The 16,827-nt window shown below is 57.2% G+C and carries 15 protein-coding genes; 6 read left to right on the top strand and 9 right to left on the bottom strand.

The annotated features are described in order from the left end of the window. Window positions 1-252 precede the first annotated feature (252 nt). From GJR99_RS16660 to GJR99_RS16650, 3 genes are read left to right on the top strand one after another with little or no spacing between them, the layout of a single operon-like run. Window positions 253-720, top strand: coding sequence for a hypothetical protein (locus GJR99_RS16660; RefSeq protein ID WP_151114194.1), 468 nt, complete (start codon window positions 253-255; stop codon window positions 718-720). Then, window positions 713-1,165, top strand: a complete 453-nt coding sequence (locus GJR99_RS16655) for a hypothetical protein (RefSeq protein ID WP_151114193.1) — start codon at window positions 713-715, stop codon at window positions 1,163-1,165. Before GJR99_RS16660 ends, GJR99_RS16655 begins: the two co-directional genes overlap by 8 nt. 58 nt (window positions 1,166-1,223) lie before the next feature. Next, window positions 1,224-2,708, top strand: coding sequence for a hypothetical protein (locus GJR99_RS16650; RefSeq protein ID WP_151114192.1), 1,485 nt, complete (start codon window positions 1,224-1,226; stop codon window positions 2,706-2,708). A gap of 515 nt (window positions 2,709-3,223) precedes the next feature. On the opposite strand, the gene GJR99_RS16645 is transcribed toward GJR99_RS16650, so the two are convergent. Then, complete coding sequence (locus GJR99_RS16645; RefSeq protein WP_151114191.1) at window positions 3,224-3,538, bottom strand: hypothetical protein; 315 nt, start codon at window positions 3,536-3,538, stop codon at window positions 3,224-3,226. Between the two features lie 133 nt (window positions 3,539-3,671). On the opposite strand from GJR99_RS16645, the gene GJR99_RS16640 reads away from it, so the two are divergent. Beyond that, the gene (locus GJR99_RS16640; protein WP_151114190.1) at window positions 3,672-4,781 is read left to right on the top strand and encodes a glycosyltransferase; all 1,110 of its coding nucleotides are present in this window, start codon (window positions 3,672-3,674) and stop codon (window positions 4,779-4,781) included. 322 nt (window positions 4,782-5,103) lie between these two features. Here the strand turns inward: GJR99_RS16640 and lhgO are convergent, their stop codons facing one another. Further along, complete coding sequence (gene lhgO, locus GJR99_RS16635; RefSeq protein ID WP_151114189.1) at window positions 5,104-6,318, bottom strand: L-2-hydroxyglutarate oxidase; 1,215 nt, start codon at window positions 6,316-6,318, stop codon at window positions 5,104-5,106. Between the two features lie 208 nt (window positions 6,319-6,526). On the opposite strand from lhgO, the gene GJR99_RS16630 reads away from it, so the two are divergent. Continuing rightward, complete coding sequence (locus tag GJR99_RS16630; protein ID WP_151114188.1) at window positions 6,527-7,690, top strand: acyl-CoA dehydrogenase family protein; 1,164 nt, start codon at window positions 6,527-6,529, stop codon at window positions 7,688-7,690. A 270-nt stretch (window positions 7,691-7,960) separates the two neighbouring features. Next, a complete protein-coding gene (locus GJR99_RS16625) occupies window positions 7,961-9,442 on the top strand; it encodes an acetyl-CoA hydrolase/transferase C-terminal domain-containing protein (RefSeq protein WP_225317677.1) in 1,482 nt (493 codons plus the stop codon). Between the two features lie 172 nt (window positions 9,443-9,614). Here the strand turns inward: GJR99_RS16625 and GJR99_RS16620 are convergent, their stop codons facing one another. From GJR99_RS16620 to GJR99_RS16590, 7 genes are all read right to left on the bottom strand, one after another. Beyond that, entirely contained in the window at window positions 9,615-9,824 is a 210-nt protein-coding gene (locus GJR99_RS16620) for a hypothetical protein (protein WP_151114187.1), read from the bottom strand. Beyond that, a complete protein-coding gene (locus GJR99_RS16615) occupies window positions 9,821-11,815 on the bottom strand; it encodes a TRAP transporter permease (protein ID WP_151114186.1) in 1,995 nt (664 codons plus the stop codon). Before GJR99_RS16615 ends, GJR99_RS16620 begins: the two co-directional genes overlap by 4 nt. Window positions 11,816-11,889: 74 nt before the next feature. Then, the gene (locus tag GJR99_RS16610) at window positions 11,890-13,002 is read right to left on the bottom strand and encodes a TAXI family TRAP transporter solute-binding subunit (protein WP_151114185.1); all 1,113 of its coding nucleotides are present in this window, start codon (window positions 13,000-13,002) and stop codon (window positions 11,890-11,892) included. 280 nt (window positions 13,003-13,282) lie between these two features. Next, window positions 13,283-14,104: a fumarylacetoacetate hydrolase family protein gene (locus GJR99_RS16605; RefSeq protein ID WP_151114184.1), complete on the bottom strand. Its 822-nt coding sequence runs from the start codon at window positions 14,102-14,104 to the stop codon at window positions 13,283-13,285. Continuing rightward, window positions 14,101-14,448, bottom strand: a complete 348-nt coding sequence (locus tag GJR99_RS16600) for a cupin domain-containing protein (protein ID WP_151114183.1) — start codon at window positions 14,446-14,448, stop codon at window positions 14,101-14,103. The genes GJR99_RS16605 and GJR99_RS16600 overlap by 4 nt, the downstream gene beginning before the upstream one ends. Continuing rightward, a complete protein-coding gene (locus GJR99_RS16595) occupies window positions 14,445-15,233 on the bottom strand; it encodes an SDR family oxidoreductase (RefSeq protein ID WP_151114182.1) in 789 nt (262 codons plus the stop codon). Before GJR99_RS16595 ends, GJR99_RS16600 begins: the two co-directional genes overlap by 4 nt. 198 nt (window positions 15,234-15,431) lie before the next feature. After that, window positions 15,432-16,742 carry a DUF362 domain-containing protein gene (locus GJR99_RS16590; protein WP_151114181.1) on the bottom strand — a complete coding sequence of 437 codons (1,311 nt, stop codon included), beginning with the start codon at window positions 16,740-16,742 and terminating at the stop codon, window positions 15,432-15,434. Window positions 16,743-16,827 lie beyond the last annotated feature (85 nt).

The following is a 16,827-nucleotide window of genomic DNA, read 5'->3' as shown; positions in this document are numbered from 1 at the left end:
TTCTAAAAATGAGCGGTGTCAGTCACGCTGTTCTCGTGGGTCGAAGGCGCATTCTTTCCATTCGTCGTATTCAAACTGTACTTCTTTGCGATTAGTTGCAACAGCATCGGCATGGTCGGTTGCAGCGTCGAGGCTGCAAACGTGGTCACTGATACACCAGATAAGTCGTCCACGTATTGTTGGGAAGACTGGCAGTGTCCGGTTATATGTGCCATCAGAATCATTTTATACTATAAGATTACTTGACAATACATGGATTCCCGACTGCGGGCAGGCGTCTGGACAGTAGTCGGGAGCATTTTCATCGCTGTCGGTTCGACGGTGGCCGCGTTAGCGGCGTTTGAAGACCGAGTTTCGGTGGTATTGTTTGGGTTCCTTGTCTTCATCTTCGGGTACGGCGTCTCTCAACTCGGAACGTACTCCGCGTGGACTGAAAGAGACGAACTTCTTGGGAATACGAGTGTAGGGTGGCACCAGGCGCTCCGTGGTGGGTTACTTGTCGCAGGGTGGATTGGAATCGCATTCGGTGTCACACTTTTCACTCAAACGATTCTTCGCCCAAGTTTGCAGAAAGCAGTTCTGTCTGGACTCACCAGTATCACCGGTTATATGGCTGCTCACGTCGGCATCAACGGCGTTGGTGTCGGGGAGTCTGTGTTCGGTCCGGTATTATCTGTAGTGCAGAAAACGCCATACAAAGGAGGAAGAAGCGATGACTAAGGACGGGAGGCGATGGGTTGGGCTGTTATTCGGGCTTGGGTTAACCTCGACCTCGTTATCTTCCGGCTTTATCTGGGCCTGTGGCGCTGACTGCGTGAAAAACCCGGTCGTCTGGACCGAACCACTGAGGATACCGCTCGTGTTCGTCGCTTCGTTCCTCGCATGGTGGGGCTATCTGCTCGCCCACCAGGCTTGGACTGGCCAGTTTGTTGATGAGAGTGCCTTTGGCGACACACACAGTCAGCACCACACTGATGTGTTGGACGCAATACCAATCCCGAACGTCGTGGGTGTGGCCGCCGGCGTAGCTGTCCTCGTCGTCGGCATGGTTGTTGGAGTCGTTTACATCAGACAAGGCAACCACTTGATGACTAACCTGGGGGGTGTATGCTTCCTTGGTGGGTTTGTCATCGCTCACTACTTCGAGACCGGGAGTCCACTATGAACGTCGATGGAACTGCGGTTAAACTGACACCAAACTGGACATCCACCACCGAGGGACCATGAGTTCTGATCGCACCGGACACGATTCAGAGGACGAAGGTTCAGGGGGTGACCTTGCGCTCGCCCACAGTCTGTGGGTGCGGTGGCGAGGTGCAAGGCCAGACCAAGCGAGGAACCACACCGACGATACCCCTCTGCCACTCGTCGACGTTCACATCCACAGGTTTTGTGATATTGCTCCCGGAGCCGACTCCAAACCGGATATCGATGACGTCGAACTTCGTTACGTGGATGGAGCAGTAAGGACCATCCTTCGGTACACCCCTACTGTCATCTTTTTCCTCGTTATCGGATTGATGACGTATGCCGAGTTGAGTCCCGACGTTGAAGGAATCAGCGTACTGTTACCATCGGTGTCACTCTGGGTCGTCCCCGCTCTTCTCGGTGGAAGCGTCATTTGGGGCATCATCGTGCTCTTGGTCGACCGAGTTGGCCTCATCGACAGACGAGAATTGCTGAAGGTGATACTCGTTTGGGGGCTCGTATTCGGGTTGCTGACCGGTTCGTTGTTCGCGACTTACCTCGTGTTGACTGCTCCTGACCCGACCCTCCTTGGGCCGAATATCATCTATACTAGCGGATACTTGTTGATGCTCCTCGTCGGTGGTCTCCTCGTCTACGATGGTGCACTCAGAACCGAGACGTTACTCGACAAACTTCCAGAAGGGAACAATAGTATCGTGGAGGACTCTGCTGCATATGAAGAGTGGATTACTGAACTAAAGACCAAGCTCACAGACACAATTGGTGGATTTTCCACATCACACGTTTTTGCCCTGCTATTCGTTAGCCAGTTTGCTGCGATATGGGTCGTACAATCTGGTCCCCAAAACCTCGACTCGAACGTCGTCCTAGGTGTGAATCTCTTTGCTAATTTTATTCTCGTGATTGTCGCGTTCAAGTTCCTGGTTCTCGTGAAGTACATTCACCTCCTGATGACTGACCAGTACACGCCTGATGGAGGAAACCCCAAACGAATCATTAGATACGAGCCATTCCACTACGACCGCCGAGGAGGGTTCCGCGACTTCGGACGGTTCGCGACGAGAGTCAACGTATTGCTTCTCGTCGCTGGACTATACACTGTGTTCCGGCTCTATGTCCAGGGGCTCCGTGTATTACCGGCAGCGGGTATCACGGGGTTCGAAACACCATTCCATCTCTTCCTTTGGATTGGTAATTTTGTCGTGCCGATCATCGCGTATGCTATCGCAGCAGGCGCGTGGGTATACTATTCATTCTGGGCGATGCACAGGAAGATGGTGATGGACAAACGCATCCACTGCAAAGATGACCAAGGGATACGCGGAGGGACCGAGGCGCTCCCAACCGTCGGTGACTCGATCGACGACTTCGATGGTGGGCTAGATTGGTATTATCTCGACATCGCACCCGAGTGGCCGATCAACAGTCGGTACATCGCGAGTCTCGTATCGGCAAACGCTATCCCGTTGCTACTACCCTTGTTCAAATTCCTTGGCTGACCTGGTTGTCGTCTTCTAAACTAATCTACGTGTGTGAGCTGTTGTCTCAAACAGTAATTAAAACCAGATTTACCTAATCAAATACGAACCAGCGCCGAACTGACAAACACGCGTTCACGTCTCAAAGTGCCGTACCGGTGAGCAACCGGTGGCCTGTCGTATACCCCCCGACGAACATCGCTGACGCAGACAAGAGTAGGAGAAACGAATCGGTCATCAATCCAACAATCCCCAGTGGGAATGCAAGTGCCATCCCAACGACTGCAACTGCTACACCGAACTGTTTGCGACGAGACACAGGCACGCTCGGGGGACTCCCAGTCCCAGGTTGGTCGACAAATCTACCGGTCTCACCATGATGAGCGATGAGGTAACTCCCCCAGGATATCGCGACGAGAATAAAGACGTTCGAGAGCGATTCGTGATGGGCAGCAGCCCAGACTGCACCTCCAAGAGAGATAACCGCAACGGTCAACCCACCGTACAGTTGGTTCGTGGAGTTCCGTCTAGACATCTCACAGCACCTCGTCGTTGACAGCGACGTGTCCAAGGATGTATCCAAGGACAACTGTGCCTCCGGAGAGAATCATCGGCTGTATACTCTGTGTGTCAACTGCTCGTCCCATAAGAACGAAACCGTACGAAGAAAGCACAATCGACGCGACGAGACCACCGGCTTGTTTGAGCGCCTCGCTGACCGTGCTGTCTCGACCCGTCAATTCCCTCATCGAAGGCCATCCGTACACGCCGTATTGCATCGTACGGTATCCAGCGACGAACAGTACAAACCCGCCGACAACTCGCCAGAGGCGATCTGCGAACGCGTTCACGCCCACGATTGCTAACCCGAGACACAAAATCAGACTCCCTCCGACGACCCAAAGAGTACGTCTCGAATCCATTAGTTGATACGCAATGATTCTCCCCTTCGATATATAATCTCTTATTACAACATGGCTGACAATGGCCGACGAGCTCGAGATAGCTGCGTTCACCGATACGTATCTCCCGACGGTAAATGGGGTCACGTATACGATTTACGAGTGGTCGAAACGGTGGAACTCGTCTAGAGGGGTGATGAGCGTCGTGTATCCGAACGGAGACCACGACCCTGGTTCAAACGAATACCCCGCTCCAAGTGTTCCCTTCCCATTTTATCCTGGATATCGGGCTGCCGTTCCATGGATTCCACAGAGTGTCCGAGATGCGGACCTCGTCCATAGCCACAGTGTGTTCTCGGTAGGGGCGGCCGGATGGGCACTTGCTCGGTCACGTGACATCCCGTTCGTCGTATCGTACCACACGCCGATGAAAGAGTATGCTGACTACGTCGTCCCGACAGAAACTGGTTCTTCTCTCTTTGGGTCTGGGCTCTCACGTTACGAATCAAAAATCCTGGAGGCTGCGGATCTCGTCCTCGCCCCATCGCAGGAGACGACGCGGGAACTCGTCTCGCGTACTGATGGGTCAGTGCCGGTCGAGACAGTATCGAATGGGGTGAACCTTCAGGAGTTTCAGCCGGTGCCGTCCGACAAATTTCGAGACCGATACGACCTTTCGGGAACGCTCGTAGGCTACACGGGCCGTCACGGCTTCGAGAAACGAATAGAGGACCTGATTAGAGCGGCCGAACGAGTAGACCGCGAGGTAACGGTCGTACTCGGTGGGCGCGGTCCTGCGACGGCGGAACTCGAGCGTGTCGCAGAGCAGAGCTCTCTCACGGTTCGATTTCTTGGCTTTCTCGACCGTTCTGAACTCCCAGCGTTCTATTCGGCAGTAGACGTCTTTGGGTTTCCAAGCCCCGTGGAAACAGAGGGAATCGTCGGTATGGAATCAATTGCGTGTGGAACTCCGGTCGTAGGAGCCGACGCTGGCGCGCTTCGATCAACGATCGAGGACGGTGAGACTGGCTACCTGTTCGAACCGCGGTCGATCACCGCTATGAGTGAGATGTTACAAAACGCACTCGAGAACCGAGAAGAACTGGAGCGTGGATGCATCGAGCATCGGGAGGCACTATCTATCGAGCGAAGCATCGAGAAACTCAGCACACTCTATCACACACTGCTGTGAGTTCGCTCGTATACTCGTGTCGGGGGTGGTTGCGTTCACCTGTTGCTATCATCTCACTGATTTCTCCCCTCTAAACCGACTGTTGCTTCCGAGAACAACCGGACTCTGATTACTGATTTCTACAGGCTAGATGGATACGTGATATAATATCGAATAACAGCCGATAGTGATACGACACATTACAAAAACTATCTGTATTTTTACTATTTGTCGTACATCGAAAGAGCTCCAGGTAGTGCTCCGAGTCGAAGACCCGGATTCGACAGACGAGATGGTAACACAACGTGTCTGTCGCGCGTAATTTAGACTCCTGTACCGACAGTCACGACGAGGGCTCGTCCATCTCGATAATCTTCCCGGCTACGTACTCTCCGAAGGGGAGCGAAGACGTGAGTCCCGGAGAGACTGCGTTGAGAACGTGGACTGCGTCGTCGGTTTCTATCGCCAAGGGGTCTTTGACGAGTTCGCCGTCGTCGCTCACGAGTTGTGCTCGGATTCCGGCGTAACTTTTGTGGAGGTCGTCGGCCCTGACACCCGGAACCAACCGCTGTGCGGCCTCGGTGAACTTCTCTTTTCGATAGGATTTGTTCAGTTCCGACCACGCGACAGAGAGCATCGTCTTCGACTGCAACAACTTTCTGAACCCATCATATGCTAGTATATCTTTGAGTTCAGAAAGGTTGACGTTTGTATTCCGGTAGGCTTCGCGGCCGAAAGCCAACACAGCATTCGGCCCAACGATTACTTTCCCGTCCGTTCGCCGGGTGTAGTGGACTCCGAGGAACGGGAGTTCAGGGTCGGGTGTTGGATAAATCATAGTTTGACAGAGCTCGGCCCGCTCTGGCGTCACCTCGTAGTATTCGCCACGGAACGGGACGACTTGATAGCCGTCACCGACTCCGACCTGTTGTGCCAGCGTGTCGGCGTGCAGACCTGCAGCGTTGACGAGATACGTGGTGTCGATGTCGCTGTTGGACGTCGCGAGGTGATAGCCAGACGACGTTGACCGAATCTTCTCGACGGCGTGGCCGGTGTAGAGTGAGACACCGTTCCGTTGCACCTCGCGCGCGAGCGCGTAGATATATTGTTGTGAGTCGACGGACGCCGCTTCGGGTGCGAAAAATGCGGCTTGGCCGACGGCGTGCGGTTCGCGTTCTCGAATCTCTGCCTGCGAGTCGAGACGCTCGTACTCGACGCCGTTCGCTTCGGCCTGTGACGCCAGTACGTCCAAGTGTGCTTCTTCTCGGTCCGTCTTGGCGACGACGAGCACGCCGAACTCTTCACACGGGACGTCGTGGTCGGCACAGTACTGTTTCATCCGGCGTGTCCCCTCTGTTGCGAACCGTGCTTTCTTCGAATCAGGTGGGTAGTTGAATCCGGGGTGGAGAACACCCGAGTTTCGTCCACTCTGGTGTTCGGCGAGGTGATGTTCTTTCTCTAGGATGGCAACGTCGAGGTCTGTCTGCTCTGAGAGATGCTTCGCTGTCGACAACCCGACACAGCCACCACCAACGATGGTGACGTCGTGGCGCTTCATTGCTAACTGTTCACAGAGAACCCCGACTCGCTGAAATATATGTCGTCCTGAACACGATTTGCACCTCAGTCTGTCGTTTTGAGACCGCAACGGAGTGGACTGTATAAGCATCCGTCACACGTGCGAATCACGTCGTCTGTCCAGTTTCAGAGAGCAACTCGCCACCCTGTACCAAGATTTAATATGCGGTTCTCAGAACGGTTCTATAATGCTCGACTATGCGGACCTCGAGAGTGAACTCTCCAGTGAAGAACGAATGATTCGCGACTCTGTGCGTGAGTTCGTTCAAAACGAAGTCAAACCGGACATCGCCGAACACTACGTCGAAGGGACGTTCCCGAAAGAGTTGATTCGGGAGTTCGGGGAACTCGGACTCTACGCATCGAACCTCGAGGGATACGGCCTGCCCAACGTGAGTGAACGAGCGTACGGCCTCATCATGCAAGAACTCGAGGCGGGCGACTCGGGTCTCCGGTCGATGGCAAGTGTGCAAGGTGCGCTCGTCATGTACCCGATTTACACGTACGGGAGCGAAGCACAGAAAGACGAGTGGCTTCCGAAACTCGGGACGGGCGAGGCAGTTGGGTGCTTCGGCCTGACCGAACCAGAACACGGCTCGGACCCATCGAGCATGGAAACCTACGCTGAACGTGACGGCGACGAGTACGTCCTGAACGGGTCGAAGACGTGGATTACGAACTCCCCGATTGCAGACGTCGCGGTCGTCTGGGCACGAGACCGCTCTGCCGAAGACGCGCCGGTTCGAGGGTTCCTCGTCGAGACGGACCGCGACGGCGTGACGACGAACAAAATCGACGACAAACTGTCGCTGAGAGCGTCGATTACGGGTGAAATCGCTCTCCAGAACGTTCGCGTTCCGGCCGACAACGTCCTCCCTGGCGTCGAAGGGATGAAAGGGCCACTCTCCTGTCTCACGCAGGCACGATACGGTATCGCTTGGGGTGCCATCGGTGCCGCAAAGGACGCCTTCCGAGAGGCCCAAGAGTACGCCACCGACCGAGAGCAGTTCGGTCAACCAATCGGTGGGTTCCAGATTCAACAGCAGAAACTCGCCGAGATGGCGACGCAGATCACGCTCGCCGAACTCCTCGCGCACCGACTTGCCGAACTCAAAGAAGCGGGTGACCTCCGTCCAGAACACGTCTCGATGGCCAAGCGGAACAACGTGCGGATGGCCCGTAACCAGTCTCGAATCGCCCGCGAGATTCTCGGCGGCAACGGAATCACGGGTGACTACTCACCGATGCGCCACATGGCCAACATGGAGACTGTATACACCTACGAAGGGACGCACGACATCCACACGCTCGTGCTCGGCAAAGATATCACCGGCATCCCTGCGTTCCAGTAAGCGGCGAGCCGAACAGAACGAGTTCAGTCCCTGTCAGTTTCTCGAGACTGGATTCACCACATCGTTTATTACACATTGCGAGAACAGTCCGATATCGACTTCGGGCCAGTTGCAGCACTGGCCCGTCAGCGACTGTGAACGGGGGTCGTTCACGTCGACGAACGCTACGCAGAAGATGTGCAGACTCACCGACGGTGACCAACCTGTCACCACAGACTTCCAGAATGAACCGGCTATCGAATACCAACGACAGACTGTTGGAGGGGCGCCGTGAGTAACCCGTCTGCTCCTGAGGGGGAGTCAATCGAGCGACGAATCGACGGGGACGTTCCTCTCATCGACGTCGAGACGGCAGCGGGAGCAATCGCTGAAGACGCGACTGTTCTCACGAGTGGCTTTGGCAGTGTTGGCTATCCGAAAGAGATTCCACTCGCACTGGCAGATTCGGACCGTGACCTTCGCTTGACAATCGTACACAGCGGGAACGTCGGTGACGAAATCGACGTCGACCTCGTCGAGTCCGGTGCTATCGAACGCCGGTTCTCGTATCAATCGACCCGTGTCGCTCGGAGTGCGACGAACCGTCGTGAAATCGCGTTCAGCGACCGAAACGCGTCGTCTATCGGTGACGAGGTGCAGTACGGTGGAATGGTCGACGCCGATGTCGCGGTCGTCGAGGCTGTCGCCGTGGGCGAAGGCTGGTTCGTTCCGTCGACCTCGATCGGTCAGGTCCCCGCATTCGTCGATGCCGCTGACGAGTTACTGATCGAACTCAACCATCGACAACCGCTCGGACTGCAATCGATTCACGACATCTACCGTCCAGAGTCGCCACCCAACCGGACACCGATTCCGCTCACCGGACCGGGCGACCGAATCGGCGAGTCGTACGTCGAATTCGACCCGGAGAAACTGATCGGTGTCGTCGAAACCGACCGTCCAGATTCGACGTACACCTTCCGTGACCCGACAGACGACGACCTGGCTATCGCTGCGAACCTTCGGTCGTTCCTCTCCGAGGAGATGGAGCGGTCGGCAGTGTTCGACGACGCGATACATCTCCAGTTCGGGGTCGGGTCGCTCGGAAACGCGCTGATGGGTGAGTTGCAGGAACTCGACTTCGGCGACAGAGACGTCGTCTACTACGGGGAACTGATTCAAGATGGCCTCCTCGACATGATCGACTCTGGCCGATTAGAGAGTGCGAGTGCGACCTCGATGGCGTTCACTGCCGAAGGGCAACGACGACTGTTCGACGACATCGACCGATACGCCGAAGACATCGTTCTCCGCCCAGCAGACGTCGCAAATCACCCCGGCCTCATCGACCAATTTGGTGTCGTCGGCGTCAACAGCGCCATCGAGTTCGACATCTACGGGAACGTCAACTCGACGCATATCGGTGGCAAACGGATGGTAAACGGCGTCGGTGGCTCTGCAGACTACAACCGGAACTCGTTGATATCTGTCTGTGCGCTCCCCTCGAAGCTCGCTGGGAAAGACATCTCTCGCGTCGTCCCGATGACCTTCCACGTCGACCACACCGAACACGACATCGACGTGTTCGTCACCGAGCAGGGTGTCGCCGACGTCCGCGGGTGTTCGCCGGTCGAACGCGCAGAGCGCATCATCGAAAACTGTGCGCATCCGTCGTTCAAACCGAAACTCCAGTCGTATCTAGACGACGTGAGGTCGCAGTCGAACCACATCCCCCACGATGTGGAGCGCGCAGCGACGTGGCACGATAACTGAGCGATAGTGGCGTCTCGGTTTTCTTCTCTGTCCAGGCGTCCACCAGCGAGTATGCAGGGCGTTCGTCGAAATTGTGGCCATCCTCCAGAATTTCAGATTCGTCTCGAAATTCGGGACGTCTCGTGAAATAGAACGGTGAGAGACGCGTCGAGGTCAGAGACCTCGGACGGTGTTACGCCGTGAAGAAGAGGAACAGCCAGTAGAGATATCCACCGGTGAGGATGACCGCGACGACCGCTTCGAGGACCTTGGTGTACGAGTCACCGTGGGTCTCGCGGAAGGCCTGGAACGCCTGGAATCGGTCCCAGACGGGCATGAGCGGTTCTGGAACGAACTCTTCGAGCCCGCTGACGTTGTCCGCGGACCCGTCAGACGAACTCATTGGTCCACCCCCGAGGTGAACGGAAGGCTCCGCCCATCGGTCATCAGCTTCTCAGCGACGAAGATGCCGAGGAACACGGCGATTCCTGCGGACTTCACGATCTGTCCCGGATAGACCATCACGACCATACCCAGGACTGTCAGGAGCAGTCGGAGTCCGACACGCCGACCAGCGCTGATTTTGAACGGGTAGTTGAGGCCGTAAATCATCGCGATACTCCCGAGGAGGACGAGCGAACCAGCGACGAGGCCGGGCGTCGCGAGGTCCACCGAAATCATCTCTGGGTTGTAGACGAACGCGATGGGGAGGATGAACAACGGTGCGGCAATCTTGATAGCCGCGCCACAGACGCGCCAGAAGTTCGCCCCTGCGATACCCGCAGTGACGACGGCCGCAGTTGCGACTGGTGGCGTAATCCCGGCCAAGATGGCCGCGTAGAACACCGTGTAGTGCGCGGTGATGTCCGGGATACCGAAGTCGGCGACGAGCGTCGGTGCGATGAGAATCGCGACGATGACGTACGCGGCGACAGTCGGCATGCCGACACCCATCAGAATTGCGACCAACATCGCCAGGAGGACGGCGAACAGCAGAACGCCGCCCGACAGGTCGATGAGCAGGAGTGCGATCTTGTTCGGCACACCCGTGACGCTGAAGATGTCGATGACACCGTTGACTGCCACGAGGATGATCGCGATGGGTGCGAGGATGATTGCCCCACGACGGAACCCGCGGACAGTGTTCTTGGCCTGCTGAGTAAACTCTGCTACAGGCGACGTGTCCGAACGGTCGACGAGTCGTTGGATGACTGGAACCGTGATGCCACAGACGACCATCGAGACGATAGTCCACAGTGCAGCGGTCATCACGGTGAACTGAACGATTCCCAGCAGGTAGATGAGGACGACGAACGGGATACCGAATCGGACCCCTTCGAACATCTTCTGCCGCCCCGAGAGTTCGTCGTCGAAGAACTCGTCGAAGTCCATATTCTGACTGCTGGTGTCGCTAATCGCGACGTAGTGAACGGCGATGCCGATACAGGCGACGAGAATCGCAGCGGGGATGAGCCCTGCCGTGACGATGTCGAGATACGAGACACCGAGGTACGACGCCATCACGAAGGCGGACGCACCCATGACGGGTGGCAGAACCTGTCCCGACGTCGACGCCACAGACTCGATACCTGCGGCGCGGTGGGGCTTCATCCCGCTGTCTATCATCGTCGGGATGGTGAACGAACCAGTCATCGCGGCGTTCGCGGTGTACGAGCCATTGATCGACCCGATGACTGCCGACGACAACACGGCCGTCTGTGCGACACCGGACTCGATGTACTTACCCGACTGAATTGCGACCCGAAGGATCAGGTCGAACGCGCCGTAGCCGAACAGCAAGCCGGCGTACAGCAAGAACGGTGCAATCCACGCCGCGGTGAGTTGCGTCAGGCTTCCGTAGAACCCGTAGAGGTCCGTGACGAGTGCCTGCAGGAGCGTCAACTCCGTCATCCCACCGTGATTCAGGATGCCCGGCGCGTAGTTGCCGTATATCCCGTATATCATCGCGCCACCGACGAGGCCCAAGAAGAGATTACCGAACTCCCGCCACGTCAGGTAGAGGATGGAGAGGATGATGATACGCGCGAGCATGTACTCGTGTTCCAGCGCGTACCCCTGTTGCATGACGTACACCGTCTGGAAGTTCGCCGCGAAGTACGCCGATGCGCTGATGAGGATGATTGCCGACGGTAACAACACCGCGGCGTCGATTCTGTCGCCTTCTTTGAGGGCCTGCCGCGTTTGGTCGATCGCGTAGACGCTCATGATTCCCCCGACGAAGATGACGCCGAACTTGGTCCGTGCCATCTCCTGTGTTTGCGCCCACCAGAGGACGATAAGCCAGAACACGATAGCACTGGCTGTGACGCTCACGTCTAATCCTCGGAGGATCTTCGATGTTAAACTACTTTGTTGGTCTGTCTTTGAACTCATGTTCACTCATTGGTATATAATTTCCCACCCGTGTCTACTGAAAAACTGGGGTACACGACCTGCTGGGAGTCCCTTTATTCACCGACAGTGAGGCTGTCGTCCCACGCGTCGTTGTCCTTGTAGTACTGTGCAGCACCCGGATGAACCGGGATGTTCTCACGAGCAGACTTGAGCATGTCCGAGGTAGTATCGAAGTCCATGAACTGCTCTTCGGCCTCGTTGACTGCGCCGTTGTGTTCGTCGACGACACGGCACAGTTCGTAGACTGCGTCGGGGTTCGCTTCGGGCGTGAAGGTGTAGTTGACTTCGAGGTCCCACGTGAACACTTCGTCGGTACCGATGTCCTGCTGCATGCTCCAGTCCTCGATTGCGACCGTGGAGGACCCTGCGCCGGCGTACTGGGCGGCGGACTCTTTGAGTGCGTCCGTGGGTTCGACGTAGTGGACGTCGATACGGGCGTCGTACTCGGTCACCCAGCCAGTGTACCCGGCACCTGGCGTCCCGTAGGCGATTGCGGCGTCGATGCGACCTTCTTCCATCGCACCGGGCGCGTCGCTGACACCCATGTTCTGGATGTTCATCTGGTCGAAGATTTCCTTCGTCGGTTCTTGCGACCAGACGTCGAGCGTCGTCGCACGAGTCGAGTAGCCTGGTTGTGCGGGGTAGACGTTCTTGCCTGCGAGGTCGTCGAACGTTTCGATGCCCGTTCCGTCACGAGCAACGATGTAGATGCTGTACGGGAACGCCATGAAGCCGAAGTACGGAATCTCGTCGACCGACTTCTCTGCGAAGCTTCCCGTGTCCTTGAGCGCCTTGTTCAGGGAGTTGTTGTCTGTGATGCCACCGTTGAACTGGTCTTGCTCCATCCGGTAGATGGTACCGACGTAGCCCGGACTTTCGACCGTCGCGTAGTCGAGGGTGTCACTGTTCTGGCTGACAGCACGCTCGACTGCGAGGCCGACGTTCTTCGTTCCGCCACCGGAGGTACCGACACGCAGCGACAGGCTGCTGTCGCCGCCACTGTCGCCACCACTCTGTTCTTCGCTGTCGCCTCCACTGTCGGAGCCACCGTCACTCCCGGAGTCTTCGCTACCGCCACTGGAACCGGTACAACCGGCCAGTCCAGCTACGCCTGCAGTCGCTGCTCCGTACAAAAACTTACGTCGCTGTATTTTATCATCAACCATGATTGTATGTAGCTAACAAACAATCATTCCGTATATCTATATTTATACTTTGTGGTGAATGTCTGCACTCACTGGGGATTGCCGGTGATATTTGCGGACATATGTTCATCCGCTCAGTATCACGGTAGACACGATACACATCTGTAACCGAACACCCTTCTTCGAACATCCGAGACTGGATGAAACGGGAGCAACAACCGGTCAGCGGTAGTGTGACGTCGCGGGGATGCCATCGTGGAGACGACGCCGCGGAAATGACGCCGCGGAAATGCCGTCGCGGTTACCGTACCACGGGCGCGTCGACCGACCCGATAGACTCGACGACTGCTTCGACGTCGTCACCGGGTGAAATCGGCGCTGCACCTGGTGTCCCCGTGCTGAACAGGTCTCCGGGTTGGAGCGTCATCACGTCCGAGTGGAACGAGACGATTTCACGCGGAGGGAACAGCATATTCTTGACTTGGTTCTCGGCTTCGACGGTCCCATTTACCACCGTCTGAACGGTCAGGTCGTCGAACTCGAGTGGTGATTCGGGGACGGCGATCGCGGGTCCGACGACGATGAACGTGTCGTAACTCTTTGCTCGCGTGAGGAACCGGGGATTGCGTTGGAGCACGTCTTCGGCGGTCATGTCGATGACGGGAAGGTACCCTGCGACGACGTCGTCGACGTCGTCCTCGGCGACGTTTCGACATTCACGGCCCATGATGATGGCTAACTCACCTTCGGCGGTCACCCGTTCGCTCTGTGAGGTTGGCGGCAGTCGGATTGGCCCACCAGGGCCGGTCATCGCCGTCGATGGTTTCATGAAACTCGCCGGTTCGTCCGGGCGCACTTCGTCGAGGTCACCCGCGTGTTCGGCGTAGTTCAGTCCGATTCCCCAGAACTTCCCGAACCGTTCGAGTGGCGGTCCAAACGTGATGTCGTCGGCATCGACTCTGTCTGCTGGTGCGTCGTCGACGTCTCCGAGAGTTCCTGCTGCGGCATGTGCGAGGACATCGTGGACGCTCTCGGCTTCCGGGTGGACGGACCGGAGCGGGACGAACCCCGCTTCGTCACCGAGTAATGGCTGGCCGGTTGCGGTTCGGGCGAGGTACTTCATTCTTCTCGCTCCGTCCAGAAGTCGAACGAGCGACCTGGGGCGAACACGTCTAATCCGATTGCTAACTCGTCTCCGGTGTTCTCGACTCGGTGTTCTTCCCACGACTCGAGCAGCACGGAATCGTTCTTCTGGAGTGTGACAGCGTCGTCTTCGGTCGCGACGGTCAACTCTCCTTTGAGGCAGATACACACTTGTTCGTTCTCGTGGTCGTGCATCGGGGAACTGTGTCCCGGTGGCTTTTCGAACCACTCGAACGAGAACTGGTCACTGCCTGCCATCGAGACCCGCTGCCACCCGTCTTCGGGTTCGTAGCTCTCGGCCTCGTCGAACGGGACGGGTTTCATAGGTTCGCTCCCGTCGACCCTCCATCGATTGGGAGTGCGGTTCCGTTCACGTGGCCCGATTTGGGTGAACAGAGGAACGCGACGGTGGTGCCGAACGACTCGGGCTCACCGATCTGCTCGAGCGGATTCTTCGACCAGTCGGCGAGTCCCTCTTCGTAGGAGTCGTACTCACCGCGGTCGACAGCGGCGTTGACGAGGTCACGAATGCGAGACGTCTCGTGTGGTCCGGGCAGCACAGCGTTCGTGCGAATCTCCGGGGCGAACTCTTTCGAGAGCGTCTTCTCTAATCCGATGACACCCATCCGAACTGCGTTCGAGAGGACGAGGCTGTCGATTGCTTCTTTCACACTGCGCGACGTGATGTTGACGATGGTGCCGCCGTCGTTCTCACGGAGGTGTGGTTCTGCGGCGCGAGCGAGACGAACGACGCTCATCACGAGCAGGTCGTAGGCGTGTTGCCAGTCTTCGTCGTCGGTATCTAAGAACGCACCAGACGGCGGGCCGCCGGCACTGGTGACGAGGTGGTCGAGTCGGCCGAACGCGTCTATCGTCTCCTCGACGAGACGCTCGGTGTCGTCTGCGTCGGTCAGGTCGCCTGCGACCGCGACGACGTCACCGGTGGCGACTTCCTCGATTTCTGCTTTCGCTTCGGCGAGTCGGTCTTCGTCACGCCCGTTGATGACGACGTCGACGCCTTCTTCGGCGAGCGCCTTCGCCGACGCCTTTCCCAGTCCACTGGACGACGCAGTTACGAGTGCCGCATTGCCTTCTATCTCTAAATTCATGTAACAATAAATTACGAGAGTCTGTGAAAACGTTTCCGGAGGTAGCAATCCGCGACTCGCTGAAAACGAGACACGACCGCGAACAGAACACGTTGCAGCACTTACTGATTCCGCAGCACGAGAGAGTCCTCTGCAGCACGAGAGAGTCCTCTGCAGCACGAGAGAGACGTCTACAGCGAGCGGGACGAACACTCGACGCTAGTCGGAATCCGCCGAAACGAAGGCTGCAGTTCCATCCTCGTAGGCGAGTGTTTCTCTGGCCTGCACTCTCGCTGATTCAGGAAGCTCTGACACTAACGGCTCTGAGACACGGAACTCGGTGAGGAGTTGCGTGTTCTGTATCCACACGATTCTCACTGTCTCAGGGTCGTATCCGCCGAGTGCGGCGAGTGCAGTCCGAATCGAAAACTCGTCGTCGGGACAGACGACGGGCAACTGTATCTTCGCGAGCGACCCACTCGTGAGTGCGTTCGCGTACGTCTTCTGTAAGTCGAGTTGGTCTATCGCTCGTCTCCGCGTGATGTCTGCGAGGCCAATCCCGGTTCCGTTACCTTTCGTCCGTTCGGTGAGTCCTCGAGCGTAGATGAGTTTGATGTCTGGGCGTTCTGGGTCGGGTGCGTTCAGGACGCGATATCTCCCGATGACGTTCGTATCCATCCCTGCACCGGATATCTCTTTTCCGAGTTCGTCGACGACGAGGAGGTCGATTTCGTCGAACGGTAGCGTCGGCATCTCGTCGTAGGCCATCTCCAAGAGTGCGGGTTCTCGGTCGACGAACGACGCACCAGAGACAGCTTCGACGTGTGCAATCTCTTCGTGGAAGTTCTCGACGAGTGCGACACCTGCAATCGGTGGCACGACTGCTCGAACCGTCTCCAACGCGGTCTCGAGCGTCTCGACGTAGCCCTCTTTGATTGCAGTCGAGTGGAACGACTTCGCACCGTGTTGTTTTCCGAGGCCGACGACGGTCATCTTCGACAACCCACTCTCGATAGGCCCGGTGAAGTTCGTGTGGGCTTTGACGCGGTTCACGACGAGAATCGCGTCCGCGTCGAGTGCCGCCGTCGAGAAGTGAACTGCCATCGACGTCTCACCAACTGTCACGGTGTCGAGTTCGTGGGTGTCCATTCGGGCGTCGATTGGGGCTCCGAGTGTCTCTTCGGTCATCCCCAACGCGGCCAGCACCTCTCTTTGGCCCGCTGGGGTTGCGCCGCCGTGGCTCCCCATCGCGGGGACGACGACCGGGTCGAATCCGCGTTCGTCTAGTTCCGAGACGACAGACTCGACGATGGAGTCGATTGCGTGAATTCCGCGACTCCCGACACCCACAGCGACAGTGGCACCCGTCTCGAGTGACGAGAGTTCGTCGAGGTCAGCGAGTTCAGCTGTGGCGACGGCCGTTGGGTCTTCGATGCGCTCTGCCGGTGGTTCGTACCGAACCTGGGCGAACGTGGGGAGTGGTTGGGGTTCGATGAGCCCTTCGACCGCACTCCGGTCGGGGAAGTCCATTACTGCCTGTGTCGTGGTGGGTGTACATATGTTCAGGGGTAACATGTGTTGCCGAGAGGTGAGGAGTTTTATGCAGGTAGAACAC

This window comes from Haloferax marinum (genome assembly GCF_009674625.1).
Taxonomy (GTDB): domain Archaea; phylum Halobacteriota; class Halobacteria; order Halobacteriales; family Haloferacaceae; genus Haloferax; species Haloferax marinum.
The sequence above is the reverse complement of the archived record's forward strand: the minus strand, read 5'-3'. Positions and strand labels throughout refer to the sequence as shown.

What these genes read in the sequence shown, in the direction of transcription:
- GJR99_RS16610 (WP_151114185.1), bottom strand. Translation starts at nt 13,002, where the DNA reads ATGGTTGATGATAAAATACAGCGACGTAAGTTTTTGTACGGAGCAGCG.
- GJR99_RS16605 (WP_151114184.1), bottom strand. Translation starts at nt 14,104, where the DNA reads ATGAAGTACCTCGCCCGAACCGCAACCGGCCAGCCATTACTCGGTGAC.
- lhgO (WP_151114189.1), bottom strand. Translation starts at nt 6,318, where the DNA reads ATGAAGCGCCACGACGTCACCATCGTTGGTGGTGGCTGTGTCGGGTTG.
- GJR99_RS16590 (WP_151114181.1), bottom strand. Translation starts at nt 16,742, where the DNA reads ATGGACTTCCCCGACCGGAGTGCGGTCGAAGGGCTCATCGAACCCCAA.
- GJR99_RS16640 (WP_151114190.1), top strand. Translation starts at nt 3,672, where the DNA reads ATGGCCGACGAGCTCGAGATAGCTGCGTTCACCGATACGTATCTCCCG.
- GJR99_RS16655 (WP_151114193.1), top strand. Translation starts at nt 713, where the DNA reads ATGACTAAGGACGGGAGGCGATGGGTTGGGCTGTTATTCGGGCTTGGG.
- GJR99_RS16615 (WP_151114186.1), bottom strand. Translation starts at nt 11,815, where the DNA reads ATGAGTTCAAAGACAGACCAACAAAGTAGTTTAACATCGAAGATCCTC.
- GJR99_RS16650 (WP_151114192.1), top strand. Translation starts at nt 1,224, where the DNA reads ATGAGTTCTGATCGCACCGGACACGATTCAGAGGACGAAGGTTCAGGG.
- GJR99_RS16600 (WP_151114183.1), bottom strand. Translation starts at nt 14,448, where the DNA reads ATGAAACCCGTCCCGTTCGACGAGGCCGAGAGCTACGAACCCGAAGAC.
- GJR99_RS16660 (WP_151114194.1), top strand. Translation starts at nt 253, where the DNA reads ATGGATTCCCGACTGCGGGCAGGCGTCTGGACAGTAGTCGGGAGCATT.
- GJR99_RS16630 (WP_151114188.1), top strand. Translation starts at nt 6,527, where the DNA reads ATGCTCGACTATGCGGACCTCGAGAGTGAACTCTCCAGTGAAGAACGA.
- GJR99_RS16620 (WP_151114187.1), bottom strand. Translation starts at nt 9,824, where the DNA reads ATGAGTTCGTCTGACGGGTCCGCGGACAACGTCAGCGGGCTCGAAGAG.
- GJR99_RS16595 (WP_151114182.1), bottom strand. Translation starts at nt 15,233, where the DNA reads ATGAATTTAGAGATAGAAGGCAATGCGGCACTCGTAACTGCGTCGTCC.